The following is a 24,850-nucleotide window of genomic DNA, read 5'->3' as shown; positions in this document are numbered from 1 at the left end:
TCCACCACTATACAAACATTATCATGATTGACATCTGGCAAGAAATATATAGTACCATCAAACGCAACAAGCTAAGGACTTTTCTCACAGGATTTGCCGTGGCATGGGGAATCTTTATGCTTATCGTCCTACTAGGTGCAGGCAACGGACTGATCCACGCATTCGAGCAATCGGCTTCCGAACGTGCCATGAACTCCATCAAGATTTTTCCGGGATGGACCAGTAAATCATACGACGGACTGAAAGAAGGAAGACGGGTGCAACTGGACAATAAAGACATGGATGCTACCAGTCATTATTTCCCGAATCATGTCATCAAGGCCGGAGCAACCGTGTGGCAGGGAGGCGTTAATCTTAGTTTCGGACAAGAATACGTCAGCCTGAACCTTTCCGGCGTATATCCCAATCATACAGAGGTAGAAGTCGTGAAGCTTTTCGAAGGACGTTTTATCAATGAAATCGATATCAAGGAACGCCGGAAAGTTATTGTGCTTCATAAGAAAACAGCAGAAATCCTTTTTAACAAGACTCATACCGAGCCAATCGGACAGTTTGTCAACGCCGGAAATGTGGTTTATCAGGTAGTAGGTCTTTATAATGATAAAGGAGATAGCGGAGACAGCGATGCCTACATTCCTTTTACCACTCTACAAACGATTTATAATAAAGGAGACAAACTGAATAACCTGGTCATGACTACCAAAAATCTGGAAACAGTAGAGGCCAATGAGGCTTTTGAAGCCCATTACCGCAAAGTATTGGGAGCCAACCATCGGTTTGACCCAACGGACCACAGTGCTATCTGGATATGGAACCGGTTTACCAACTATCTGCAACAGCAGAAAGGTTCGGGCATGCTGCGTATCGCCATCTGGGTAATCGGCATCTTTACGTTACTTAGCGGAATCGTTGGAGTTTCCAACATCATGCTGATTACCGTCAAAGAACGTACCCGCGAGTTTGGTATTCGTAAGGCTTTGGGAGCCAAACCGCTTTCCATTCTCTGGTTGATTATTGTAGAGAGTGTCACCATCACCACCATATTCGGATATATCGGCATGGTAGCCGGTATCGGAGTGACCGAATGGATGAACAGCGCTTTCGGCAATCAGACCATGGACACCGGAATGTGGACGGAAACCGTTTTCCTAAATCCGACAGTAGATATAAGAATCGCCATACAGGCTACACTCACATTAATAATAGCTGGTACGTTAGCCGGATTATTCCCTGCCCGAAAAGCAGTTAGCATCCGACCGATCGAAGCACTTAGAGCAGATTAAGACTATGAGAATAGACATGGATACCTGTGAGGAAATCCTCATTACCATTACAAGAAATAAAACGAGAAGCCTGCTGACTGCATTCGGTGTTTTCTGGGGAATCTTTATGCTCGTAGCCCTTATCGGCGGCGGGCAAGGATTGGAGGACATGATGAAAAAGAACTTTGAAGGATTTGCCACCAATTCCGGTTTCCTTGTCTCGCAAAGAACGGGCGAGGCTTACAAAGGCTTCCGCAAAGGGAGATGGTGGAATCTGGAATCTACCGACATTGACCGTCTTCGCTCCCAAGTGAAAGAGGTGGAGATCATTACTCCGTCCGTAGCCCGTTGGGGTTCCAAAGCCGTATACGAAGATAAGAAATATGATTGTAGCGTGAAAGGATTGTATCCGGATTATCTCCACATTGAATCACAGGAAATGGCATACGGCAGGTTCATCAATGAGGTGGATATAAAGGAAGCACGCAAAGTATGTGTCATCGGAAAACGAATTTATGAAAGTCTTTTCAAACCGGGAGAAGACCCTTGTGGCAAATATGTAAGAGTAGATGGCATTTATTATCAAGTGATTGGCATGTCTTCTTCCGAAGGGGACATGAATATACAGGGACGGGCTTCGGAGGCCGTCACTCTTCCTTTCACTACGATGCAGCAAACATATAATCTGGGAGGACGAATTGATGTGATCTGTTTCACTGCGAAGCATGGAGTCAAAGTGTCTGAAATACAACCCAAAATGGAACAGGTCATTAAAGCCGCACATTATATCTCCCCGGATGACAAACAGGCTGTTATGTGCCTGAATGCCGAAGCTATGTTCTCTATGGTCGATAACCTGTTTACCGGTATCAACATACTTGTTTGGATGGTAGGATTGGGAACTTTGCTGGCAGGTGCCATCGGAGTATCCAATATTATGATGGTGACCGTTAAAGAACGTACCACTGAAATCGGTATCCGCCGGGCGATCGGTGCACGACCGAAAGATATTCTGCAACAAATTCTATCAGAGAGTATGGTACTTACCACCATTGCAGGAATGTGTGGAATATCCTTTGCCGTCATGGTGTTGCAACTTGTAGAAATGGGAGCCAACGCTGACGGAGGGGACACCCGTTTTCAAGTTACTTTCGGACTGGCAATCGGTACTTGTGCCCTTCTAATCGCACTGGGAATGTTGGCAGGTCTGGCACCTGCTTACCGGGCCATGGCTATCAAACCGATTGAGGCGATTCGGGATGAATAAGGAAGTGGAACAGTTATCTGGATATGTGAGGAGTTTAGTTTCAATCATCAATCGTAAATAATAAAATTATAAATAAAATCATGAAAAAGTATCTGAAAATCACATTATTGGTAGTCATTGCTATCATTCTTGTCGGAACATTCGTATTCCTTTATCAGAAATCCAAGCCTAAGGTAATCACTTACGAAACAGTTAGACCGGAAATGACTGACCTCCAAAAAACTACAGTAGCTACCGGAAAGGTGGAACCGAGAGACGAAATTTTAATCAAACCGCAAATTTCGGGTATTATCGACGAAGTATATAAAGAAGCCGGACAAGCTGTAAGAAAAGGGGAAGTTATTGCCAAAGTAAAAGTAATCCCTGAACTCGGACAACTGAATTCTGCAGAAAGCCGTGTGCGCCTGGCAGAAATTAATGCAACCCAGGCAGAAACGGATTTCGCCCGTGTGAAGAAGTTGTATGACGGTCAGTTAATTAGCCGGGAGGAATACGAGAAAAGTGAAGTGGCTTTGAAACAGGCTCGCGAAGAGAGACAGACGGCCAAAGACAATCTGGAAATCGTAAAAGAAGGAATTACCAAAAACATTGCCTCTTTCAGTAGCACGATGATTCGCTCTACCATTGACGGGTTAATTCTGGACGTACCTGTAAAAGCTGGTAATTCGGTGATTATGAGTAATACGTTCAATGATGGAACCACGATTGCTACGGTAGCCAACATGAACGATATGATTTTCCGCGGCAATATTGATGAAACAGAAGTGGGACGTATCCACGAACAAATGCCAATCAAGCTGACCATCGGAGCTTTACAAAATCTGACTTTCAATGCCATTCTGGAATATATCTCTCCGAAAGGGGTAGAAACCAATGGAGCCAACCAGTTTGAAATCAAGGCTGCGATTACCATTCCGGATTCTGTTCAGATTCGTTCCGGATATTCGGCTAATGCGGAAATCGTATTACAAAGAGCCAATCAAGTATTGGCAGTGCCCGAAAGCACTGTTGAGTTTAGTGGTGACTCTACATTTGTGTACATCATGACAGATTCAGTGCCCGAACAAAAGTTCCAGCGTACACAGGTAACTGCCGGTATGAGTGATGGAATCAAGATAGAAATCAAGAAAGGGGTAACCATTCAGGACAAAATACGTGGTGCAGAGAAAAAAGATAAATAATTGAATCCGATGAATATAATTCGTAAAACCATATCAGCCCTTCTGCTTGCCGGAGTCGGAATCACCTCCATCCAGGCACAGAACAACTCTTCGCAAGCGTGGACGCTGCGGCAATGTATCGACTATGCCATTGAGCATAATATAGAAATCCGTCAATCGGCCAATAATGTCGAAGCAGGCAAAGTGAGCGTAAACACCACTAAATGGGCACGCCTTCCGAATTTGAGTGGTAGTGCCAGTCAAAACTGGAGTTGGGGTCGTACCGCTTCTCCGATAGACAACTCGTATAGTGACATCAACAGCGCCAATACCAGTTTCAGCTTGGGAACAAACGTACCTATATTTACCGGTTTGCAATTGTCCAACCAATATTCACTTGCCAAACTGGATTTAAAAGCTGCTATAGAAGATTTGAATAAAGCCAGAGAGGATATTGCAATCAATGTCACTTCGGCTTATTTACAGGTTTTATTCAATCAAGAATTAAGTAAGATTGCTCATAATCAGGTCGATTTAAGCAAAGACCAGTTAAAACGTATTCAAGGTCTTCAGGGAGTGGGTAAGGCATCCTCTTCTGAAGTGGCCGAAGCACAAGCCCGTGTTGCACAGGATGAAATGACTGCTGTACAATCAGACAATACGTACAAACTGTCCTTACTGGATCTCACCCAACTCTTGGAATTACCCACGCCTGAAGGATTTGTACTCGAAAGCCCTAAGGAAGAATTAGAGTTCGAATCTCTCACTCCGCCGGATGACATATATACACAGGCGCTTACTTACAAACCAAGCATTAAGGCTGCAGAATATCGTTTACAAGGTAGTCTTAATAGTATTCGTATTGCCCAAAGTGCGTTTTATCCACAACTCTCTTTCAGTGCCGGTCTGGGAAGTAATTATTATACGGTTAGCGGAAGATCAGAGAGCAGCTTCGGCAGTCAGATGAAAAACAATCTGAATAAATATATAGGATTTAATTTGAGCGTGCCAATCTTCAACCGTTTTGCCACAAGAAACCGGGTACGCACCGCTCGTTTGCAACAAATAGATTTATCCTTGAAGTTGGATAATAGTAAAAAAGTACTCTATAAAGAAATTCAGCAAGCCTGGTACAATGCTCTGGCAGCAGAAAGTAAATACAACTCCAGTGAAGTGGCAGTGAAAGCCAACGAAGAGTCTTTCCGCCTGATGAGTGAGAAGTTCAATAACGGCAAGGCTACCTTTGTGGAATACAATGAAGCCAAACTTAATCTGACGAAAGCTCTTTCGGATAAGTTGCAGGCAAAATATGACTATCTGTTCCGGACTAAAATTCTGGATTTCTACAAAGGACAAGTCATTGAATGAAAAAAAATAAAGTTGAGTTTAGTATAGTAGTTCCTTAAAACATATCCGTTGGTTCATTCGTTATTATAGAAAGAACTAACGGATATGAAGTATTTTATCGTCCTAGTGATTGTAATGATTAGTAATACATTTTTAGGAGTTGCTAAACCAATGAAGAATCAAGCAGAAATCTATTTTGCGGGAGGATGTTTCTGGGGGACAGAACATTTCCTGAAACAAATTCGAGGAGTAGAAAGTACTCAGGTAGGATATGCCAACAGTAATGTTGCCAATCCGAGTTATGAACAGGTCTGTTCAGGAAAAACCAATGCTGCCGAAACAGTAAAGGTGGTTTATGATCCGAAAACGGTAGATTTGAATTTACTGCTCGATCTATATTTCAAGACAATCGATCCTACCAGCCTCAACCAGCAAGGTAATGACCGGGGAACGCAGTATAGAACCGGAATTTATTATGTAGATAAAGAAGATCTCCCTGTCATCAAGCAGGCGATTCAACTATTATCCGCGCAATATAAAACTCCTATCGTCCTAGAAGTAAAGCCATTGACAAATTTCTATCCGGCAGAGACTTACCACCAGGACTATCTGGATAAAAATCCGGGTGGATACTGCCATATCAATCCTGCCTTATTCGAAATGGCACGCAAAGCGAATGCACCGAAAGCTAAAGTGTATCAAAAAGCGGATGATCTAACCCTCCGTAAGGAACTCTCGGCGGAACAATATGCCGTAACCCAAAAGAATGCCACTGAACCAGCCTTCCACAATGAATACTGGAACGAGCATCGCCCCGGCATTTATGTGGATATTACTACCGGAGAACCTCTGTTTGTCTCTACCGACAAGTTCGATTCTGGTTGCGGGTGGCCAAGCTTTTCCCAACCGATTCAAAAAGATCTGATCGCAGAAAAAAAAGATACTTCGCATGGCATGATACGTACGGAAGTACGCAGTAAAACCGGAGACGCTCATTTGGGACACGTATTCACAGATGGACCGAAAGAGAAAGGTGGATTACGTTATTGCATCAATAGCGCTTCACTTCGTTTTATCCCGAAAGATAAAATGAAAGAGGAAGGTTATGGAGAATATCTACCACTCGTTAAATAGATATTGAAGAGTTACAAAAGCTAATCGTAACTGTTCATTAGAAAAACAGAACGGTGGATTATCCCATAAGGAAATCCACCGTTTTTAATGTAGTTAAATTAAAAGAGAGAGAAGGAGTTTCACAACTCCGATTTATTTTTATCTGCTGGCAGTCAGCAGAGTTGCTTCATTAGTTGCCGGAGTAGATACATTCATAGCCCAGCTAGCAGCGGATTCTTCAATCCATTTATCATTCCACTTATAGTTCATATAAGCAACCGGCATATTAGCGTCGTTCAGTTCATAAACGCTCTTTTCAACAGATGCGTCGTAAGCTCTGTGAGAGTCATTCCAGCGTGCATATACCAAAGTGATTTCATTAGATGAATAAGTATAATCAATTTTAAAGTACGGTATCCATTTTTCAGTAGAAGCATCCCATTTGAAAGCTTCTTTGGAGGACATTCTCTTCTGATCGTCATAGGTAAAATCATATTTCATGTGGCGATAGAGAGAACCATCGAGTCTGTAAATCACTTTCGATACTACAAGATCATCTACTTTTTCTTCATTAGTAATGAAGTTATTACCCTGTGCCTTCACTGTTGTATTAGCGATTCCTGCAAATACCATAGCAACTAAAACGATCATTCTGAATAATACTGTAGTCTTCATAATTGTATATTTTTTATTTGTTCAACATTCTGTTTTTGTTCTTCTGTTTATTAGACGGATCAAGCGTCTCAAACGGTTGCAACCTTCTGAAGTTTTTTTCATTTTTCTTCGTTGCCCGTTTGCGACTATAGAGATGCAACGAGCGTGCCAAAACGATAACTAACTAATAATCAGAGAAATCATAAAACAGAACGGTGTACGAAAACGAACAGTTGTACGCTCAAAAGCGAACAACCCATTAAAAAACGAACAAATAAGGAAATAATTTACTGACTAATAATGCTATTAAAAGAATGCTCAAAAGGTTCGTCATACAGTGATTTGTATTCCCTGCAGAAATGTTCATAAGTAGTCTTAGCCATATATTGCTTACGCATAGATACATAAGTGGCACATTTGAGTCTAAGAGCCGCTTCATTCACGGAATCGAACCGGAAGATAATATCGGATATTAATAATTTGGTATCATAAGCTTCATGCTCATCTAATAAAGTGGCATACTTTAATAAAGATTCAATCAGGCTGTCTGCTATCCGGCTTTTAAAAGTATCGAGCCACAGATAGTCACACTCATTCAGCAAGCCGCCTTTAGCTGTTAGTGCTGCTATGATTTTAATTCGTTCGGTTGTCAGGCTATCGGGACGAATCCGTTCCGGAAGACATTCATAGTAATCCACAAAAGCTGTTTTATCAAATTGCACCCGCCAGTTACCCGAAATCTTGGAGATAGTGCAACCACCAACAGATTCTACCAACACACGCAACTTGGAAAGATTTACTGCCCGGTTATTTTTGGCACTTACATCATCTTTATCAAACCACAACATGGTCGTGAGTTCTTCCGACGATATTCCATTTTCCGCCGACCGCAAAATCAACAAAATAAACAGCTCACGCAGAAGTGGAGAAAAACGTTGCGAGACTTCCTCACCATTACGGTCAAAAACCTGCAATCCGCCAAACAGGTAAACGGCATTATACCGGGGTAACTTAACCCTTTCTCCTTCATCGCCAAATGAGGTGAGTATCTCAATCCGGTTGCTTGCCTTCAATCTCTTCTGACGCCTACGCCGCCAATGCATTCCCAGGAACACAATCATATCCACCACAATAATCAATAAAATCCAGTACCAGGCGGACAGATGTTGCTCCTCCTTTCCAATCGACAACAATTCAGCATGCCCCTCCACCAACTTCAAATGGGAACGTTTATCACCCAGAATATGAAATCGATACCCCCGGTCCGAGCGAATGCCATGCGACGAAAATGCATAAGAATGTTCATTTGCGGATATATAAACCGAATCTGCCGGGAAACGAACCGAAAAGCCTACTGACATGGTATCAGTCCGGATTGAATCTTTTGGAGAGCCTATCCGCACTTTCTCAACCTCTGAATTACACACCCACAGAAGTTCAGTACCTGCCTGCGGAGAACGGGAAAGAATCAGATTATATAATTCTTTATCTGTACTTTCAATGCGCATCAGCGACTCAAACACCACTTTATCCTGCTCGGGAAGCACAATCTGCAATGTGATAATGCTCCCTTTATCCAGATAATTAAACTGTTTGGTATCAAGTATCTGATCTGCCTTCACTCTCTTAATCTCTTCTGCGGGAGGTACAGCACGTACGGATACAGTAAAAGAGAGGCAGAATATCAATAGCATAATCTTTTGCCCTAAAGAATACAATCCTTGTATGTACGATGCCGATAGAAACATTTTAAATACCTGTCTGATAAATAGGTCAACAAAAATAAGCTATTTAACCGATGGCTCAAAATTTTAGTCTTACTTAATAGAGTATTTTTGCTCCGGCTGCCGCCATCTTGGCATACTCATGTGCAACACCTGCCACCTCATACTTGTCCCAGTTCAATGAACAACCGTCTTTGGTACTGATACGCTTCGCTTCTGAAAAATAATACTTACCACGCTGATACCTGTTTGCCCCTTGTGCTTCGGCACCTGCTGAAGTGTTCAATCCGTTACGATCCGTATCTGCCGTGCCCAAATGAACAATCAGTTTACGGGCAAACAACGATGCCACCCGGGAGGTCGTTGCGACATCCGTATTTTTCAAGCCATAAGGATAAGCAACATCCACATCGGGCAATGTATACCAACCCGCATTGGCACTTACCGCCCTATCAACACGGGTATCAGGCATAAACGTCAGATACCGGTGCACGAACTGCGCTCCGGCAGAATGTCCCCACATATCATACTTATTCCGCGAAGAACCGGTATCTTTCCGGACAGTATCAAAAACAGACTCAATAAGTGAGAATGTCCATTCTGAACGATCAAGCAACGTATTTCCCTGAAACATACCTCCTTCGATATACTGTGCAGTAGAGTAAGTCTCCGTAGGAAACTCAAACACAAAGACCATTACCTCCCTGTTGGATGCTTCTGCGCGCCATGCATTCAAATAATCATCGGCATTTCTTTCTAATCCGGGAAATACAAACAACACCGGCATTTTTTTCATATCCCCGTTGACAGGGATATGAAAATGTATGCGGACAGGCCGGTCGGCCAAAGGCGCATATCCGGAATATGTCACGATACCGTCTCCCGGAAGAAACCCGGAGGTTTCTCCCAAAGATTCCGATTCGTCGTCTTTAAAACAACTCGTCATCAATACGGCAATGATTAAAATCAATAAGTTTGCTACACGCATCATTATCAAAAGAGAATATGAAGATTCAACTTAACCTGAAATTCCTTAGATCCTGCCCCCACTAACTGATTGTATGAGGTATATGAACCTGCCAGCTGTAGCTTGAACGTATTATTATTGAAATATTTCGATGCTCCGAAAGTGATGTTATCCGCCTCGCGCAAAACACTCTGTTCAGTCTCCTTCCACTCGGGTTTCACTTTACTGTAAGCAATATCAAGCGCCCATAATTTACGGAAAAGATACCCAGCCTGCACATTGAATCCATTTCCCAAAGCCAGGTAATTGGCTATCTGATGCGGTTTCAATTTTGCACCTTCATCCTTTTCTACATAAAGCCCGTTCAAACCGTTCGCTGTTGCATTGACATACTCTGCCAACAAGGAAAAACCATTCCACTTGAAGAGTAAATCGGCAGACAACTTACGATAGTCGGGATAATCCGCAGCACCTTCTTTATCATACATCTGAAAATCATTATGTCCCTCACCTACGATATTACTGGCACCGACATTATAACTATAGGCCGCACCGATAGCCAATTTGGGAGATTTCTCACGAATAAAATCATTAAAGACCATTTCATTACCGCTCGTAAAGAAGCCCAACGGATAAACAGTGACACGTCCGCCATATTTCAACCCACCCAAATCAGGGTCAGTGCTTGATGAACCAAATGAATTGCGTCCGTCACCGGAAGTAACAGCAGCGCCCAAATCGAATCCGAGTTTGCCAAGTGACAAGCGGCTTTCAACAAATAATCCCAACTCACGGCCTGTACGGGAGAAAGTACGATCCATCAATGAATGTTCACCAAAAGCAAGTCCCTGATCGAGCATCATCATCTGCCGGGTATTGGTAAAAGTCTGTTTCTGTCCGGCACTGATTTTCAACTGTTTCCAGGGAGCATACGAAACCCATGCATCCAACAAAGGGTAGGAATCTGCAAAATCTGCCTGTAAAAAGAATCCCAGTTTCTCATTCAGGAACGAACCTTCCAGACTTAAATAAGCATGTTCAATATCAAATCCATATTCCGACTCTGCGTTCTTTATGTCCGTATAATAACCTGATCCCTGGAGATAACCGCCAAAACGCAGTTTCTGACCGGGTGTTCTCAAGTTCAAGTCAAGCAAACCATCTTTCAGTTGCGGAAATACCTCGTTTCCAATTGTCTGAGCATACATACCTGTAGCCAAAATCAAGGAGAAAACTCCTATTATTATCTTTTTCATATCTTGTATTCTATTTATCGTCATTAATTAATCTATTTCATTTTACGATAGACGCCCAGCGTATTGTTTACTGCAGCATCAATCACGCGGTAGTTGACGAAACCATTGGCTGATTCCGGTTCCAGCAATACTGTCACAAGGGTGGCCAAAGGTTGGGACATGGGAATACGATAGCTGCCGGCCGGAAGAGTAATCGTACGGTTACTGGTATTTGTTGCCACATTCAACGGTAAAATACCGGCTACCAAATCATGGCTTTCTACTGCTTTTGTAACAGTGTAACACTCCAGTTCAACCGTTTCAGGAGATTCCAGCCGTTCCAGTTCAACCCCATAATGCTGCAATATTTCCACTGCACGATTTTGGTTGGCGTCCAGATAATAGGCAACAGGGCGTTCGCGGGTCAGTACGACTTCCGATTCGGGAGCGATACGGGCCTCAACAGGCACAGTTATCTCTTTACAAGCAAGGATATCGATAAAATTCAACGGATAGTCGGAAGCGGGTTTCGAACGGAAAGTCACGGCAATATCACCATTATAATGAGCAGATTCATCTACAGCTTTTCGTATTTGATCTTCATGCTCAAAAGTGGTACGGGCAAATGACTCTGCCAATTTATAAACAGTATATACCCTACGTTTGTAAGAAGTGCGTCCCAAACCAACACCACGTACTTCCATCAACATTGAAATAGCTCCACGCAATGCCATGATATTAGTGGAAGAACGAGGAGAGGAACCGCCGATATTGAATATAATTTCTCCACGATTACTTTTAGTAGTAAAATAGGTATGATGTGTCAGTCCTTCCGCATCAGCCATACGACTAGCTTCAGGCACATAAAAATCGTCTACAACAGCACGTAATGCGGGAGATACATTCGGGTTGCTACTCCACAAAAACATAAAGTCGTTAGGATTGGTAACCAGAAGCCCGTCGGTCACTTCTTCGTAAGAGGCACGAAGCGGTTTGTATTCATGGAAATCAATAAACAAATGAGGTTTGACTGTCAGAGCAACCCGTTGTAAAGTGCGTGCTTCCGGGGTTGACAAAAGAGTCTGGTCACGGTTCAGGTCTATACCATTGGCAGTGAGCCGTTCTCCCTGTTCGCTTCCGTCAATATTTACCGAAGGCAGGATATAGAAATCCATCTTATCAAGCAGGGCAGACAATTGAGGATCACGGGTCAGTTGCTTCATAAAATATAGAAGTCCTTCCGTACCAGCCGGTTCATTTCCATGTACACATCCTGTATAGAGGACACGTAACTTATCACTTCCTCCTTTACTCACCTTTATCATAGGAATTTCACGTCCACGCTGGGTACGACCTACAATTTGAAGTTTCACCCATTCCGGATGAGCGGTAGCCAAATCATGCAAGAACGTCATCAACTCACGATAAGTGGTGAAACCATGCTTCTTGGCAAATGCCGGTGTATCCATGTCGACCTGTGGGTCGGGGAAGAACTTCGCCGTCACCTTTCCGGTCTGTTGAGCATAGAATGGAAGACCGGATAATAAAAGACAGAGTATTAATAATATTCGTTTCATAGCTTCATCAGAATTTAAATTGGAACAATAGGTTTCCTATCCACTCATTACCATTATAGGTGTATGTACTATCGGGAGTACGGTTTTCACCATTGCTACGGGCCAGTCCGACAGTTAATTGTATTTTGGCAGCATAATTACGTGTCAGATATTTGGAGACACTAAAATCATAAAAGTTACGTCTGTTGAAATACAGATTATTATTCATATATGAATATTCGTCCGGCTTAAGGTATGTATAACGCAAGTCAAAACTCCAAAGACTGCGAAGCATATATCCTGCCTGAATATTAAACCCTTGCCCCAACATCATTCTATTTTTGATATAAGCTTCTACATTCTGCTCTCCGTTCACGTCAAAGGTAGTAGCGGTGGTACCATCGTTTCTTACCCGTTTCGTAATAGAAGAAGGAACATATCCCCAGGTCTTCGCATATTCGCCCAACATGGAAAATCCGCGATACTTAAAGGCAAAGTCTGCCACCAATTTAGCATAATCGGGAAGATCTATTTCATCACGGTCATTCATATAAAGAATATCCCCGTTACTACGGCCGCCACGACGGTCGGATGTGCCGTCCGCATAGCTATAAGCAACACCCACACTTAACTTCGGAGTCAGTTCGTAAGCCATATCCCCTTCTCTGCTTCCTCCCATCGAACGGAAAGCTCCAAAAGGAAGATAATCCAGCCGGCTGCCATACTTTAATCCACCATAACGTTTTCCTTCCGAAATCGGACCGGAACCGTCAGTGATGGCAATAGCAGGACGTAGAAGACCTTTGCTGCCTACCCGGAAAGAACTTTCGGCAAAGACTCCCAATTCACGAATCGTGCTAAATGCAGAAGTGATCTTACTACGTTCGCCAAACTGTAAAGTGTGGGAACTCATCTGTAATTCGTAGTTATCCGTAGGAGTGGAACGCTGTCCAAACGAAACGACCAGTTTAGAACCCCAAGGGCGATAGGCTGCATAAGCATCCATCAATAAGGAACCGGAATCATCGTCCGTCTCACTACCTTTCACCAAGTCGAGTCCCAAGCGGAAACGCAATTTATCATGATAGACACTTCCATCAAAACGCACACGGGCACGTCGCACACGGAAGCGGTTGTACATCTGATCCACATCTTCAAAGCGACGGCTTTCTACCGAGGTTTGTACCATTCCGCTAATAACCAGCTTATTGCCGCCCTGTGTTGTGAGTCTTAAACCATCCCCCATTTTATAGCGATGGAGGACTACCTTGTTGTCGATATCTGATAAACTTTCATCGCTGGCTTCCACTATTTCGGCGTCATCACTGCCTTCGTCTGTCTGCGCCATTAGCGGAAGGAACAAGAATAGCCCTATCAGGAATAATAGATATTTTTTCATAAGTAGTTATTCATAATTATTTCACATATGTCGAAATTGCATTATCTTTGTCTCGAACCAAACCGCAAGACAAATGAAAATCAAGAAATTGACGTTGAGCGATTCCGAACGTCGGGAACTTACCACCGGTTTCCGTACAGGCGAAAGCCATTGTTTTCGTATGCGTTGCCGCGCCATATTGCTCAAAGCAGAGGGCTTGAGTGCGCCCCAAGTGGGAGCACAAACGGAAATGACCGCCCAAACCGTTGGCAGTTGGGTCAAACGTTTCGAAAACCAAGGAATCCAAGGATTATATACACGTCCGGGACAAGGTCGCAAAGCCATCATGGACTGTTCGGACGAGGAAGCTGTGCGCAAAGCCATCGAGTCGGACCGACAGAGTGTGCGTGCAGCCAAAGAAGCCTGGCAGAATGCTTCGGGCAAGGAAGCGAGCGAATCGACGTTCAAACGTTTTTTATCCGCATTGGCGCAAGATATAGACGTATAAGAAAACGTCCTAAGGGTAAGCCCTCGCCGCAGCTCTATGCGTATAAGACCGAGAAGCTGCAAGAACTTGAAGTACTTTTTGAAAAAGGCTCCATCGACCTCTTCTATGGTGACGAATCTCATATCTGCACGGAAGGCTATGTCCCTTACGGGTGGCAGTTTTCCGGAGAAGACGTTTACATTCCTGTCGAAAAAGCCAAACGGCTCAACATCTTTGGTATGATTGACAGGAATAACCGCTTTGAAGGTTTCTGCACCTGCGATTCTGTTGATGCAGAGAAAGTCGTGGATTTCCTCGACAGGTTCTCTTTCAAGCTCAACAGAAAGACATTTGTTGTGCTTGACAATGCAAGTGTACACCGTAATGAGAAAATAAAGCGAATGCGTCCAATATGGGAAAAACGGGGACTTTTTCTTTTCTACATTCCCCCATACTCTCCTCATTTGAACATTGTGGAGACCCTTTGGCGTATTATGAAAGGGAAATGGCTCCGACCGCAAGATTATGTCACTACAGAATCGCTGTTTTATGCCACAAATAGGGCTTTGGCGGCGATAGGAACACAACTGAATATTAACTTTAGTCATTATGCTGCTTAATTTTGATTAGTTACTTATCCATGTTGTTTTAGTATTACATTTCAAAATTTCCCTTACGTATCACGATGCCTTCATGCATCATTTCCGCACCACGAGCGTAGACACCCTGCAATTTCCATTTATCATCAAACAGCGTTATATCCGCATCCCATCCTTCCCAGAGTTCTCCTTTTCCTTTCAGTTTCATTGTACGGGCAGGATTCGTTGTAATCAGGCGGAAAGCATCCGAAGGGGCAATACCTCCATCCACTATCAACCGGATTACCTGTTCCAGATTTCGATGTAAGGGTGCCACAGTATAACTGTCTTCCCCGGTAACCGGGTCTTTACGACGCACACCGGCATTACCATCCGATGAGAAAGTCATACGATCAATAGATACTCCGGCATTCAATCCCTCCAATACACTTTCATAGGGTTCACAATATTTCGTTCCGCCTGTGGAAATATCGATCATTCCCCCCATACGGGCAAATTCAATTCCTTGCAAGAACAGATCGTGCGTACGTCCCATGTGGGTAGGAGAAATATAGCTGATTAATGAAGGATATTCCCGCGCTATCTCAAGCAACAGATCAATGCCTCCGGGTAAAGCTCCCAAATGCACATGCATCACTCCACCCTTGGCAGAAGTAAAGCCCCCCAGACGTACTTGCTGAATGATACGCATCAGCTCACTTTTGGTAGGATAGGAACTACGGTCATCGCTTATAGCTATCTTACAGCCGATCACTTTATCAATGAAAATCAAATCATTGGCAATACAATCTGTCAATGTAGGAGTGGGAAGTCCATAGTAGCCGGTAAGCATATAAGCTGATATACCGTCCATGCATAGTGCTTTTGTTTTAGCATAAAGTGCCGGTAATTGCTTCACGAAGCCATCGGTTCCCAATAGTCCGACTACCGTAGTCGTTCCACAAGCCAGTAAACGGCTAAGCGGCACTGCAGGAGCCAGAGAGAAATATCCGGTTTGTCCGCCTCCGCCAATGATATGTACGTGTTGGTCGATACAGCCGGGAGCAGCATTCATGCCTGCTCCATCGATCACTTCTACTTCTATTCCACGAATATCGATATGGGGTGCGATACAAGCAATCTTTTCACCACAAATAAGCAGGTCGTTCATCCCCTTGTCTTCAGGAGCATAAAGATGTATATTTTGAATCAGTTTGAACATCATAATCAGTATTACTTGTTAAATAAAAAAGTGAATAACTATCATGGCAATCAGTGTGATTGTCAGCGGAATGATATTGCGTTTGGCCAAATCGGTAGCCGATACACCAGCGATCTCCGAGATAGCAATAATCACACCGGCAATAGGTGACGCCGCCCGTCCCATGCTCGATGCTAATTGCATAGGCAATATCATATCCACGGGTGCCATACCGACTTTGGTAGCGATTGACGGAACCAGCGGGCCAAACGAGAAGAAAGAAGCATTACCACTTCCCATCAGGATGGCAGCCAGGAAAAGAATCAGGATAATGACAATAGAAACCAAAGTTCCAGAGAATCCCAGACTGGTGCATCCTTCGACCAACGCATCAATGAAGCCAAGACTAATTAATCCCTTAGAGAAGATTTCTGCTGCAACAATCAGTGTCACCACATTGGTAAATACCTTACCCATCCCTTCCCAGAATGATTTCATAGTCACAAAAACCGCTTTAAAGGAACGAAGCCGTATCAACTCGAACAACATGGAAACTGCCAAAGAGACGAACATTGCCGTAGTGGTATCCAACTCGATCGGAGGATCGAACAAGTGTACATACTTCGAGAATATGATTAACAGGAACAATGGCAACACTGGCAAAATCGCATAAATCAAAGGAATATCTACCTTGAAATCTTTCGTATCCACCATTTCAGGCTGTGTACGTCCAGACTGGCGATCCTTGCGGTCAAAATAACGATTGGTGAGATAGTAAACAATCATTAGCAAAATAGTAAGCGGAATGGCCAGCGGAAGCTGGTGTTCAACAAAGTACAGCATATTATTTTGACCGACAAGTTCCGCCGCCCGGGCAGTATTGGCCGAACCGGGGCCCATATCAAAAATGGTACAAGCAGAAATAACAGATACTGCCGTCAAACGACTCACTCCCAAGCCTACCAAAATAGGAAAGATAGAAGCGACCAGCAACAGTCCAAGTCCCGTTGCGCTCGGTGTGCAGATGAAAAGCATTTGCCCGATAGGAATGACAATGGAAGCAGCGATATAAGGAAATTTCTTGAATATGGCCAGCGGTTGCATAGACACATATACCAATGCATCACTAGCCTTTATCTTTTTCATGTAAGCTACATAACCTCCAATAGTCATAATCATCAAACCGACACGAAGCATATTCGATGAAAAAGTTTCTTTGATAATCCGGAAGAGATCGAAAACTGGCGTCCCCGTTGTTTCAGTCAGACTTAGCGAATGCATACCAAGCAGCATACTAAGTGCCAACATCAGAATTCCGGCTACCATCAATACTCCCTGCGGATTATTCTTTTTCATTAGCCAATAAGCCACCAATACAATTACCTGTAAGGCTATAAATGCACCTATATATATCATCATAGTATCCTTTATTTGAATTATTCAGCTTCTACGCCTTTATTTTTAGTAGTAGTCAAATTATTAAATATTCCTGCCGGAATCCTGAAGTTTGCACCAGGATTACCACTTAAGTCGAGTTCTGTTAGCTTAACCAGATTCGTCACATTGATTGCCTCCAGTTTATTATTTTTCAGATTAAGAGTCTCCAGATTGGATGTATATGAAAGATTAATAGACGACAACGTGCCATATCCACTTTTCGTACTACCATTACAGTTCAGAATACGTAATTTGGGACTACCACTCAAATCCAATGAGCCAACTCCTGCCGTGTTCACTTGCAAGACTTCCAAATTGCTAAGTCCAGTAATCGGAAGTGCCTCGGTAAACTTATTTGACGTAGCTGTAAATTCAACCAATCCTGTAAAGAACTGTAATCCATCTGCAGAACTTATCAAAGTTTCCGCAGTTGTTAAACCAGCAGCTTGTAATTCAGTAATCGTGTCCTTCATTTTATTGACATTCACAGAAGTGACAGTAGCTGCAATTGTCTTATCCAATTGATATTCATTTCCCTCTTTCACAACAAGTCCTTGTGGCAACTTGCCAGCTGTTGTCGATAGATAATAAAGATACTCTCCAAAAGCCTGATCCGGGATCGTGAACAATTCACCGTCTTCATCGCCTCCTCCTTCAGAGTCAGCCACCACTCCGACAGCAGTAGTCAATTGGTTCATTAAATCCTCCGGAATAGCAAAAGGAGCAGCCGGGTTATTACTCAAATCAAGTTCTTTCAATGCTGAATAGTTTGAAGGAAGAGTAAACCCATTCTCCTGAAGATTCTGGTTCTTTAAATAAATATGTTCTATCACATTATTATTTGCGAAGCTAATTGTCGAAAGTTTGGTAGACGTATCGGTAGTAGTGTTCCCACCATAACGAAAGCGAACGAGTTTAGTGTTCTGTGATAAGTCCAGTGTTGCAACGCAGTTGTTGTTCATCTCAACCGTTTCAAGTTGGGTCAATGCGGTCAGGTCCATACGTTCCACTGAATTGGAGGTGATCTTCAATGTCTTTAGAGCGGTAAAGAACTGCAAGCCGTCCATATCTACAATTTTCACTGCAGCCGTAGCCAACCCTGCACTCTCCAATTTAGATATCTGCGCATCGTTTTTTACCAGATAGAGGTTTTCCACGGTAGCGGCTTTTTGGGTGTTCAGATAGAATTTGCCATTTTCCGCAACAGCCATTTCATAAGGAAGCTTGTTTTCGTCTGTACGGCTACAGTTATAAACAAGGTATTCTCCCAACGCACGATCCTTAATTTCATAAAGGTCTTGTTCACCATCTCCCTGTATATCTTCCACATCATTTGTGGTACAAGATGAGAGTCCTCCAAGCAATAATGCCATGCAAAACATTGCAGTAGTCATCGGTTTGTTCATTCGCATCATAATTTCAAAAGTATTGGTTTTGAGCGTAAAAGTAACATTAACGAGTAAACGAAAAGATTAATACAGACCTTAACAAAAGATTAATATTGCAAATAAAGCGCCTTTTTTTGTATTTTCTTCTTTCTACTGATGAATATAACTCTAAAAATGGGAAAATACTCCGCTTGTTGCCCGAATTATTATCTACCTTTGCAGCGATTATCATATCAAGAAAAAGAAGATGGAAACGTCCAGCAAAAAAAGAATTATCATTCTATCGGCTACCGGTATCTTGCTTACCAGCCTTATTTGTCTCTTTGCATTCCGCAATGTCATTTTATGCCATATCGTTGACAAACGAACTACACGTGCCGAACAAACATACGGTCTACAAATTCATTATCAGGAGTTACGAATGAAAGGCTGCAATGAAGTGGCTTTACAAGGACTTTCTATTGTTCCCAACCAACGGGATACCCTCCTGACATTACAATCCGTCAATGTAAAACTAAGTTTTTGGGAATTACTAAAAGGAGAAATCGAAGTACGGAATGTGCTTATGAATGGCCTGGCAATCAACTTCATCAAGCATGATAGCATAGCTAACTACGATTTCCTGTTCTTTAAACGGCAACAAGAAGCAGAACCCCAACCTGTCATAGAAAGTGACTATGCCAACCGTATTGACCGGATATTAAACCTCATTTACGGTTTCCTGCCTGAAAACGGGCAACTCAGTCAAATCAATATAACCGAACGTAAAGATAGTAATTTCGTTGCAGTCAACATTCCTTCTTTTATTATTGAGAACAATCATTTCCAATCAACCATTCAGATAAAAGAAGATACACTTCCTCAACAACTATGGGAAGCGACCGGCGAACTAAACAGAAGAGACTATACATTAAAAGCATCTCTCTTTGCCCCGGAAAAAAGAAAAATCTCACTACCTTATATTACCCGCCGTTTTGGAGCAGAAGTCACTTTCGACACCCTATCTTATAATATGACTAAAGATAAGCGTGCATCCAATCAACTGCTCCTCAAAGGAAAAGCGAGAGTGAACGGACTTGACGTATTTCATAAAGCCCTCTCTCCTGAAGTAATTCATCTCGATCGTGGACAACTCTGTTACGAGATGAACATTAGCGGGCACTCACTCGAGCTGGATAGTACGACCATTGTTGATTTCAACAAACTCCAGTTTCATCCTTATTTGCGAGCCGAGAAAGAGAAAGGAAACTGGCATTTCACTGCTGCAGTCAACAAATCCTGGTTTCCGGCAGATGATCTGTTCAGCTCTCTCCCCAAAGGATTATTCAGCAACTTGGAAGGCATCAAGACAAGTGGCGAGTTGGCCTATCATTTTCTATTAGATATTGATTTTGCACAACTGGATAGTCTCAAACTGGAATCCGAACTGAAAGAGAAAGACTTCCGCATCACGAGCTATGGGGCCACTTCACTCTCCAAAATGTCCGGAGAGTTCATTTATACAGCTTATGAGAACGGAATACCGGTACGGACTTTTCCTATTGGCCCTTCGTGCGAACACTTTACACCATTGGATAGCATTTCCCCCATCCTAAGAATGTCCGTTATGCAAAGTGAAGACGGAGCATTCTTTTACCATCGCGGTTTCCTGCCCGACGCCCTACGGGAAGCATTGATTTACGACCTACAAGTGAAACGTTTTGCTCGTGGAGGAAGCACGATCACCATGCAACTCGTAAAGAATGTATTCCTGAACCGTAATAAGAACTTTGCGCGTAAATTGGAAGAGGCATTGATTGTATGGCTAATAGAAAATGAAAGATTAACTTCTAAAGAACGCATGTACGAAGTATATCTGAACATTGTTGAATGGGGACCGCTCGTTTATGGCATTCAGGAAGCTTCTACTTATTATTTCAATAAACGCCCTTCACAACTGAACACGGAAGAAAGTATTTTCCTGGCTTCCATTATCCCGAAGCCCAAGCATTTCCGCAGCTCTTTTGCAGAAGGCGGACAGTTAAAGGAGAATATGGAAGGCTATTATAAGTTGATTGCCAAGCGGCTTGCACAGAAAGGAGTAATAAGTGAAATCGAGGCGGATAGTATCCGCCCCGATATCCAAGTTACGGGCGCTGCCCGGAATAGTCTAGCCGGTGAAAACCCGGAGTCTAGTTCTCCTTCCGCTGAGGAGTAATGAGATTGATATAAATAATAAAGGAATAGGTTATCTTCTTGAACTGCTGCTGTTTCTTTCAGAGGAACGGGAAGAACTTTGAGTGCTATTGCTTCTCGTACTTCCGGAAGAAGAGCGTCTTTCTGTTTGTCCACTAGAGACATTGCTCCGGGTAGAGCCGCCGCTGCTTCGAGTAGAACTCGAGTTACCGCTACTCCGGTTAGAAGTGGTACTGCTGCTACGACTGGTAGTACTACCGCTACTGCGACCAGAATCACTGCGACTGGAGCTACTACGACTGGAACTACCGCGACTGGAACTGGAAGAGCTGCTATTTCTCTCGGAACTGTTATTTCTATTATAGGAACTACTATCGTTTCGTTTACTTGAACTTTCTCTCGAACTGCTACTTGTTTTTCCACTTTCACGATTGGAGGAACTGGAACCAGTTGAACTTCCGCTTGTTGGTCTGCGATTAGAGCTTGAAGAACCGGAACCTGTTTCCGGACGACGACCAGAATTACGATCACTTTCTACTCTATTCGTATTCCCATTTTTATCAGGAGCAACATTGTTACCAGGTCTTCCACTTCCGGACGGTGTAGATGGTCTGACAGAAGTCGAAGGCCGATCTCCTCCAGATTCCGGACGGGGACGTGTTGACGTACCAGGTCTTGTTGTCGTTCCGGGACGAGTAGAAGTATCAGGACGAGTAGAGGTACTTGGGCGAGACGTACCAGGACGCGTTGTCGATGAACCCGGACGGGAAGAATTACCCGGACGTGTCGGTGCATTATGCGGACGAGTGGAAGTATTCGGACGGAACCGGACAGAACCGAAATCCGAACGACGATAAGAGTGGAATACTCGCTGATCTCTCACCCGATGCGGTGCAGAATAATGGTTGAAATTAGTATATCTGCCCCGATAATAACTCACATGGTGAAAGTGTGGACGATAATGTGCTCCACAATAAGTACGGTAATGGTAAGGCACACCAAAATAAAACAAACTACGATTCGGGTAATTAACATAAACCCTGAAACTCCATTTCCCTCCGGTTACATAGATTGGCCGATAGAAATACTCGGCACCGAGGAACCGGCGATACTGTGCATCACTCAATACCCAGCGAAGATCGTCGTTACGGATATCCAACGCTTCATAATAATCATCCAATGCCCATTCGTAACCACGTGCTACGTAATCCATAATATTACGGACAGAATAAATAAAGTCGTAATTAATTTCATACGCATCATTATATTGCTGTGTACTCAAACTCAATTCATATGCCATCTTATCGGTAAGAAAACGCGTCTCCTTACGTACCTTGCTAGTGCTCATTCCAGCCATTACGGTCATATTGGCAGTCAGACCGACAGCAAAGAGTAAAAACAGTATTCGTTTCATAATTCAATCTCCTATCATTTATTATTCTGATGATATTCCTCAATAAACTTACGCATCTCATCTTTATATGCATTAGAAAATAAAATATCGATCACCTTATTAAAATTCCTCTTATCCCTTACATAAGGATACAGCTTCTTCATCATCTCCACCTGGTCAGGAGTATACGAAATCTCCTTCACTATTTTCACACATTGATTTGAAGTGACATCATACGTTCTCAACATCCGATCGACAAGCTTCTTCTGGTCTTCATTCATAACCGTTATTTTGAGCTTATTGATAAATTCATCAAACTCCGGATCAGTCATCAAACGAGCTTCTTCCACCTGTTCATGATTAGGAAAGACTTCAACGGTAGTGTTCACAGCAGGCGGTACTACAACGGAATGCATCGGTGCAGGTCTGCCATAACCTTTGAACGTATCCATACTAACCACCTTTCTATTTACAAACTGAACGATTATCGTCACAGGTTCCGAAGTAAGTACAGGCGTACCGTTATCACGATGGAATTCCCATTCTTCCATATCACCGTCAAAACGCCGGAAATCAGGTTTTCCTAAAACAGACTCTACCTGCGATTGAGTCATTCCCTGATATATACCCATCATCTGTTTGGTAGATACATAGCTGGTAAAACAGCCACTGACCAATATTCCCAACGCCAAACACAGCATAATATGTATCTTTTTCATAACCGTATCGTTTTTAGTTAATAGTATCAACGTTTACCGTACCCTATCATAAAATCCTTCATCTTTTCCTTGCTGGAGCTAAATGTCAGGGTATTAATCACCGTAAAGAAAGCTTCCTTATCTACAATCCGGGGATACATGATCTTCATAATCTCCATCCGGTCATCATCGAATGTATATAGTTTGGTCAGTTGGAGACATTGGGCAGATGTGAAATCAGAACCAGCCAATGCAGCATTGAGCAACTTCATACGGTCATCTTTAAAAGGCTCATTCTTCATCTCTTTATAAAACGTTTGGAAGAGCTGATCGTTCATCACCCTGTTGTAACCATATCCCGGACGATGTTCTCCCTGGTCTGGACGGCCGGGTCTTTCCGGGCGCATGTTATCACGTCCATCTACCCATATTTCTTTCACTCCTCTCCCATCAAAATAAACGAGATCTTTATATAATTTATCACCTTTCCAAACTCGCTCTCCCGCACGGGTAAAGCGGGTGGCAAACACTTCAACAGTATAATGTCCGGGATTTAAATTGGCTATAAAGCAGGTAGTAGTGGGTAAACATATCTGGTTCCCTCCCAGGTAAACAAGAATCGGAGTATTCCCGCCATCGATACGGATTCCGTTAACAGACTGCGCTTGTAAAGAGAGGGCAGCGAACAGGATGCAGAAACTTATTATAATCTTACGCATAGCTTATCTAGTTTTTATTATTTATATCTTTAATCTGATAGCACAAAAATAGGGTGAGGAAACTCCCCACCCCAATGATTCTCTCTATTCGTATGTAGGGAAATCCCTATTCTGTTTAGGAATCCGCCAAAGCAATGCCATCCTCATGCAAGGTAATCAGACGTTTCTTATACAAGTCGCCCACTCCTTTCTTAAAGGTTTTCTTGCTAACACCAAACGTGTCATAAATATCTTCCGCAGGACTTTTATCATTCAAGTAGATTCGTCCTCCATGCGCTTTGATATAGTCGAGCAACGTTTTCGAAAAATCGTCAATCTTTTCAAAACCGGGTTTCTGAAGAATCAGGTCTACCTTACCATCTTCACGCACCTGTTTCACAAAAGCTTTCATCTCCATTCCTGTTTCCAACGGACAGAATATTTCATTTTCATACAGCAAACCGCTATACTTATTATCTATAATCGCTTTAAAGCCCAAATCCGTCTTCTGCCAGATAAGGATATTCACTTCTGCTTCCAGAGTATATTCCGGCTTTTCTTTCAACAGATAACGTTCCACCTTTGCTGAAGCCACAATACGATAACTCTCTTCATCCAAATGCGCATGGACCACATATTTCCGCCCAACCTGCATTTTCATCTTCTGCTCACTGAACGGAACGAACAGGTCTTTCATCAATCCCCAGTTCAGGAAAGCTCCGTATTGATTCACCCAGGAGACTTCCAGACAGGCAAACTGACCTACCTGCACCAACGGAGTCAGCGTCGTAGCAATCAGTCTTTCATCCATATCCAGATAAAGAAACACGTTCAAAAAATCTCCTATCTTACAGTCTTCGGGCACATAGCGGGTAGGCAACAAAATCTCACCTTCTTCCCCACCATCGAGATATACGCCGAAATCTACTTCTTTCACGACTTCAAGCTGATTGAACTTTCCTAATTCGATGCTCATATTCTTATCTATTTATTGTAATAAGACACAAAGATAATCTATTTTGAATAGATCTCTCAAACAGTCAGCCATAACTTTTCGTTATCGGGCAAAACTATTTGCAATGAACAATCTGCTTTCTAATATGTTAACTTTGTAGCGACAAAAAGAAAAAGT

Annotated in this window: 21 protein-coding genes; 8 read left to right on the top strand and 13 right to left on the bottom strand. The window is 42.9% G+C overall.

Annotation, left to right across the window (positions count from 1 at the left end; translation table 11 throughout):
- Positions 1 to 23 precede the first annotated feature (23 nt).
- The 5 genes from CJF29_RS02965 (at position 24) to msrB (ending at position 6,170) form a co-directional block, all read left to right on the top strand.
- Positions 24 to 1,283, top strand: coding sequence for an ABC transporter permease (locus CJF29_RS02965; RefSeq protein WP_008649823.1), 1,260 nt, complete (start codon positions 24 to 26; stop codon positions 1,281 to 1,283).
- Between the two features lie 4 nt (positions 1,284 to 1,287).
- Entirely contained in the window at positions 1,288 to 2,529 is a 1,242-nt protein-coding gene (locus CJF29_RS02960) for an ABC transporter permease (protein ID WP_004296204.1), read from the top strand.
- 80 nt (positions 2,530 to 2,609) lie between these two features.
- Positions 2,610 to 3,710: an efflux RND transporter periplasmic adaptor subunit gene (locus CJF29_RS02955; RefSeq protein WP_099147121.1), complete on the top strand. Its 1,101-nt coding sequence runs from the start codon at positions 2,610 to 2,612 to the stop codon at positions 3,708 to 3,710.
- Positions 3,711 to 3,719: 9 nt separating this feature from the next.
- Positions 3,720 to 5,057, top strand: coding sequence for a TolC family protein (locus CJF29_RS02950; RefSeq protein ID WP_074558644.1), 1,338 nt, complete (start codon positions 3,720 to 3,722; stop codon positions 5,055 to 5,057).
- An 84-nt stretch (positions 5,058 to 5,141) separates the two neighbouring features.
- On the top strand, positions 5,142 to 6,170 hold the full coding sequence (gene msrB, locus CJF29_RS02945; RefSeq protein ID WP_074558614.1) for a peptide-methionine (R)-S-oxide reductase MsrB: 1,029 nt from the start codon (positions 5,142 to 5,144) through the stop codon (positions 6,168 to 6,170).
- Positions 6,171 to 6,308: 138 nt separating this feature from the next.
- On the opposite strand, the gene CJF29_RS02940 is transcribed toward msrB, so the two are convergent.
- The 6 genes from CJF29_RS02940 to CJF29_RS02915 all read right to left on the bottom strand — a co-directional run bounded on the left by CJF29_RS02940 (position 6,309) and on the right by CJF29_RS02915 (position 13,684).
- Positions 6,309 to 6,824: a DUF3836 domain-containing protein gene (locus CJF29_RS02940; RefSeq protein WP_004306995.1), complete on the bottom strand. Its 516-nt coding sequence runs from the start codon at positions 6,822 to 6,824 to the stop codon at positions 6,309 to 6,311.
- A gap of 266 nt (positions 6,825 to 7,090) precedes the next feature.
- Positions 7,091 to 8,497, bottom strand: a complete 1,407-nt coding sequence (locus tag CJF29_RS02935; RefSeq protein ID WP_255299403.1) for a hypothetical protein — start codon at positions 8,495 to 8,497, stop codon at positions 7,091 to 7,093.
- 127 nt (positions 8,498 to 8,624) lie between these two features.
- Positions 8,625 to 9,518, bottom strand: coding sequence for a hypothetical protein (locus tag CJF29_RS02930; protein ID WP_099147119.1), 894 nt, complete (start codon positions 9,516 to 9,518; stop codon positions 8,625 to 8,627).
- A 2-nt stretch (positions 9,519 to 9,520) separates the two neighbouring features.
- On the bottom strand, positions 9,521 to 10,750 hold the full coding sequence (locus tag CJF29_RS02925) for a porin (RefSeq protein WP_099147118.1): 1,230 nt from the start codon (positions 10,748 to 10,750) through the stop codon (positions 9,521 to 9,523).
- 32 nt (positions 10,751 to 10,782) lie between these two features.
- A complete protein-coding gene (locus CJF29_RS02920; RefSeq protein ID WP_099147117.1) occupies positions 10,783 to 12,306 on the bottom strand; it encodes a M14 family metallocarboxypeptidase in 1,524 nt (507 codons plus the stop codon).
- 7 nt (positions 12,307 to 12,313) lie between these two features.
- Positions 12,314 to 13,684, bottom strand: coding sequence for a porin (locus CJF29_RS02915; RefSeq protein ID WP_099147116.1), 1,371 nt, complete (start codon positions 13,682 to 13,684; stop codon positions 12,314 to 12,316).
- Between the two features lie 73 nt (positions 13,685 to 13,757).
- Between CJF29_RS02915 and CJF29_RS02910 the strand changes: the two genes are divergently transcribed.
- Positions 13,758 to 14,171: a helix-turn-helix domain-containing protein gene (locus CJF29_RS02910; RefSeq protein WP_099147678.1), complete on the top strand. Its 414-nt coding sequence runs from the start codon at positions 13,758 to 13,760 to the stop codon at positions 14,169 to 14,171.
- A complete protein-coding gene (locus CJF29_RS02905; protein ID WP_141561047.1) occupies positions 14,087 to 14,770 on the top strand; it encodes an IS630 family transposase in 684 nt (227 codons plus the stop codon). The genes CJF29_RS02910 and CJF29_RS02905 overlap by 85 nt, the downstream gene beginning before the upstream one ends.
- A gap of 34 nt (positions 14,771 to 14,804) precedes the next feature.
- Here CJF29_RS02905 and iadA read toward each other — a convergent pair whose 3' ends face one another.
- The 3 genes from iadA to CJF29_RS02890 are packed head-to-tail and all read right to left on the bottom strand — an operon-like array spanning position 14,805 to position 18,781.
- Positions 14,805 to 15,950: a beta-aspartyl-peptidase gene (gene iadA, locus CJF29_RS02900; protein WP_099146917.1), complete on the bottom strand. Its 1,146-nt coding sequence runs from the start codon at positions 15,948 to 15,950 to the stop codon at positions 14,805 to 14,807.
- A gap of 18 nt (positions 15,951 to 15,968) precedes the next feature.
- Positions 15,969 to 17,345 carry a C4-dicarboxylate transporter DcuC gene (dcuC, locus tag CJF29_RS02895; protein ID WP_009000166.1) on the bottom strand — a complete coding sequence of 459 codons (1,377 nt, stop codon included), beginning with the start codon at positions 17,343 to 17,345 and terminating at the stop codon, positions 15,969 to 15,971.
- A gap of 20 nt (positions 17,346 to 17,365) precedes the next feature.
- Positions 17,366 to 18,781, bottom strand: coding sequence for a leucine-rich repeat domain-containing protein (locus tag CJF29_RS02890; RefSeq protein ID WP_099146897.1), 1,416 nt, complete (start codon positions 18,779 to 18,781; stop codon positions 17,366 to 17,368).
- A 220-nt stretch (positions 18,782 to 19,001) separates the two neighbouring features.
- Between CJF29_RS02890 and CJF29_RS02885 the strand changes: the two genes are divergently transcribed.
- Positions 19,002 to 20,951, top strand: coding sequence for a transglycosylase domain-containing protein (locus CJF29_RS02885; RefSeq protein WP_099146898.1), 1,950 nt, complete (start codon positions 19,002 to 19,004; stop codon positions 20,949 to 20,951).
- A 30-nt stretch (positions 20,952 to 20,981) separates the two neighbouring features.
- Here the strand turns inward: CJF29_RS02885 and CJF29_RS02880 are convergent, their stop codons facing one another.
- From CJF29_RS02880 to CJF29_RS02865, 4 genes are all read right to left on the bottom strand, one after another.
- Positions 20,982 to 22,343, bottom strand: coding sequence for a hypothetical protein (locus CJF29_RS02880; RefSeq protein ID WP_099146899.1), 1,362 nt, complete (start codon positions 22,341 to 22,343; stop codon positions 20,982 to 20,984).
- A gap of 14 nt (positions 22,344 to 22,357) precedes the next feature.
- Positions 22,358 to 23,041 (bottom strand): DUF4476 domain-containing protein, encoded by a 684-nt coding sequence (locus tag CJF29_RS02875; protein ID WP_099146900.1) that lies wholly within the window; start codon positions 23,039 to 23,041, stop codon positions 22,358 to 22,360.
- A gap of 26 nt (positions 23,042 to 23,067) precedes the next feature.
- Entirely contained in the window at positions 23,068 to 23,739 is a 672-nt protein-coding gene (locus tag CJF29_RS02870; protein WP_099146901.1) for a DUF4476 domain-containing protein, read from the bottom strand.
- A 115-nt stretch (positions 23,740 to 23,854) separates the two neighbouring features.
- Complete coding sequence (locus CJF29_RS02865; RefSeq protein ID WP_099146902.1) at positions 23,855 to 24,694, bottom strand: S1 RNA-binding domain-containing protein; 840 nt, start codon at positions 24,692 to 24,694, stop codon at positions 23,855 to 23,857.
- Positions 24,695 to 24,850 lie beyond the last annotated feature (156 nt).

This window comes from Bacteroides celer (assembly GCF_002632415.2).
Lineage (GTDB): Bacteria > Bacteroidota > Bacteroidia > Bacteroidales > Bacteroidaceae > Bacteroides.
Note: the sequence above shows the minus strand (reverse complement) of the source record. Positions and strands in the feature narration are given on the sequence as shown.

What these genes read in the sequence shown, in the direction of transcription:
- CJF29_RS02935 (WP_255299403.1), bottom strand. Translation starts at nt 8,497, where the DNA reads ATGCTATTGATATTCTGCCTCTCTTTTACTGTATCCGTACGTGCTGTA.
- CJF29_RS02950 (WP_074558644.1), top strand. Translation starts at nt 3,720, where the DNA reads ATGAATATAATTCGTAAAACCATATCAGCCCTTCTGCTTGCCGGAGTC.
- CJF29_RS02960 (WP_004296204.1), top strand. Translation starts at nt 1,288, where the DNA reads ATGAGAATAGACATGGATACCTGTGAGGAAATCCTCATTACCATTACA.
- dcuC (WP_009000166.1), bottom strand. Translation starts at nt 17,345, where the DNA reads ATGATATATATAGGTGCATTTATAGCCTTACAGGTAATTGTATTGGTG.
- CJF29_RS02920 (WP_099147117.1), bottom strand. Translation starts at nt 12,306, where the DNA reads ATGAAACGAATATTATTAATACTCTGTCTTTTATTATCCGGTCTTCCA.
- CJF29_RS02925 (WP_099147118.1), bottom strand. Translation starts at nt 10,750, where the DNA reads ATGAAAAAGATAATAATAGGAGTTTTCTCCTTGATTTTGGCTACAGGT.
- CJF29_RS02910 (WP_099147678.1), top strand. Translation starts at nt 13,758, where the DNA reads ATGAAAATCAAGAAATTGACGTTGAGCGATTCCGAACGTCGGGAACTT.
- CJF29_RS02885 (WP_099146898.1), top strand. Translation starts at nt 19,002, where the DNA reads ATGGAAACGTCCAGCAAAAAAAGAATTATCATTCTATCGGCTACCGGT.
- CJF29_RS02875 (WP_099146900.1), bottom strand. Translation starts at nt 23,041, where the DNA reads ATGAAAAAGATACATATTATGCTGTGTTTGGCGTTGGGAATATTGGTC.
- CJF29_RS02865 (WP_099146902.1), bottom strand. Translation starts at nt 24,694, where the DNA reads ATGAGCATCGAATTAGGAAAGTTCAATCAGCTTGAAGTCGTGAAAGAA.
- CJF29_RS02870 (WP_099146901.1), bottom strand. Translation starts at nt 23,739, where the DNA reads ATGCGTAAGATTATAATAAGTTTCTGCATCCTGTTCGCTGCCCTCTCT.
- CJF29_RS02915 (WP_099147116.1), bottom strand. Translation starts at nt 13,684, where the DNA reads ATGAAAAAATATCTATTATTCCTGATAGGGCTATTCTTGTTCCTTCCG.
- CJF29_RS02890 (WP_099146897.1), bottom strand. Translation starts at nt 18,781, where the DNA reads ATGATGCGAATGAACAAACCGATGACTACTGCAATGTTTTGCATGGCA.
- CJF29_RS02965 (WP_008649823.1), top strand. Translation starts at nt 24, where the DNA reads ATGATTGACATCTGGCAAGAAATATATAGTACCATCAAACGCAACAAG.
- CJF29_RS02880 (WP_099146899.1), bottom strand. Translation starts at nt 22,343, where the DNA reads ATGAAACGAATACTGTTTTTACTCTTTGCTGTCGGTCTGACTGCCAAT.
- iadA (WP_099146917.1), bottom strand. Translation starts at nt 15,950, where the DNA reads ATGTTCAAACTGATTCAAAATATACATCTTTATGCTCCTGAAGACAAG.
- CJF29_RS02955 (WP_099147121.1), top strand. Translation starts at nt 2,610, where the DNA reads ATGAAAAAGTATCTGAAAATCACATTATTGGTAGTCATTGCTATCATT.
- CJF29_RS02940 (WP_004306995.1), bottom strand. Translation starts at nt 6,824, where the DNA reads ATGAAGACTACAGTATTATTCAGAATGATCGTTTTAGTTGCTATGGTA.
- msrB (WP_074558614.1), top strand. Translation starts at nt 5,142, where the DNA reads ATGAAGTATTTTATCGTCCTAGTGATTGTAATGATTAGTAATACATTT.
- CJF29_RS02930 (WP_099147119.1), bottom strand. Translation starts at nt 9,518, where the DNA reads ATGATGCGTGTAGCAAACTTATTGATTTTAATCATTGCCGTATTGATG.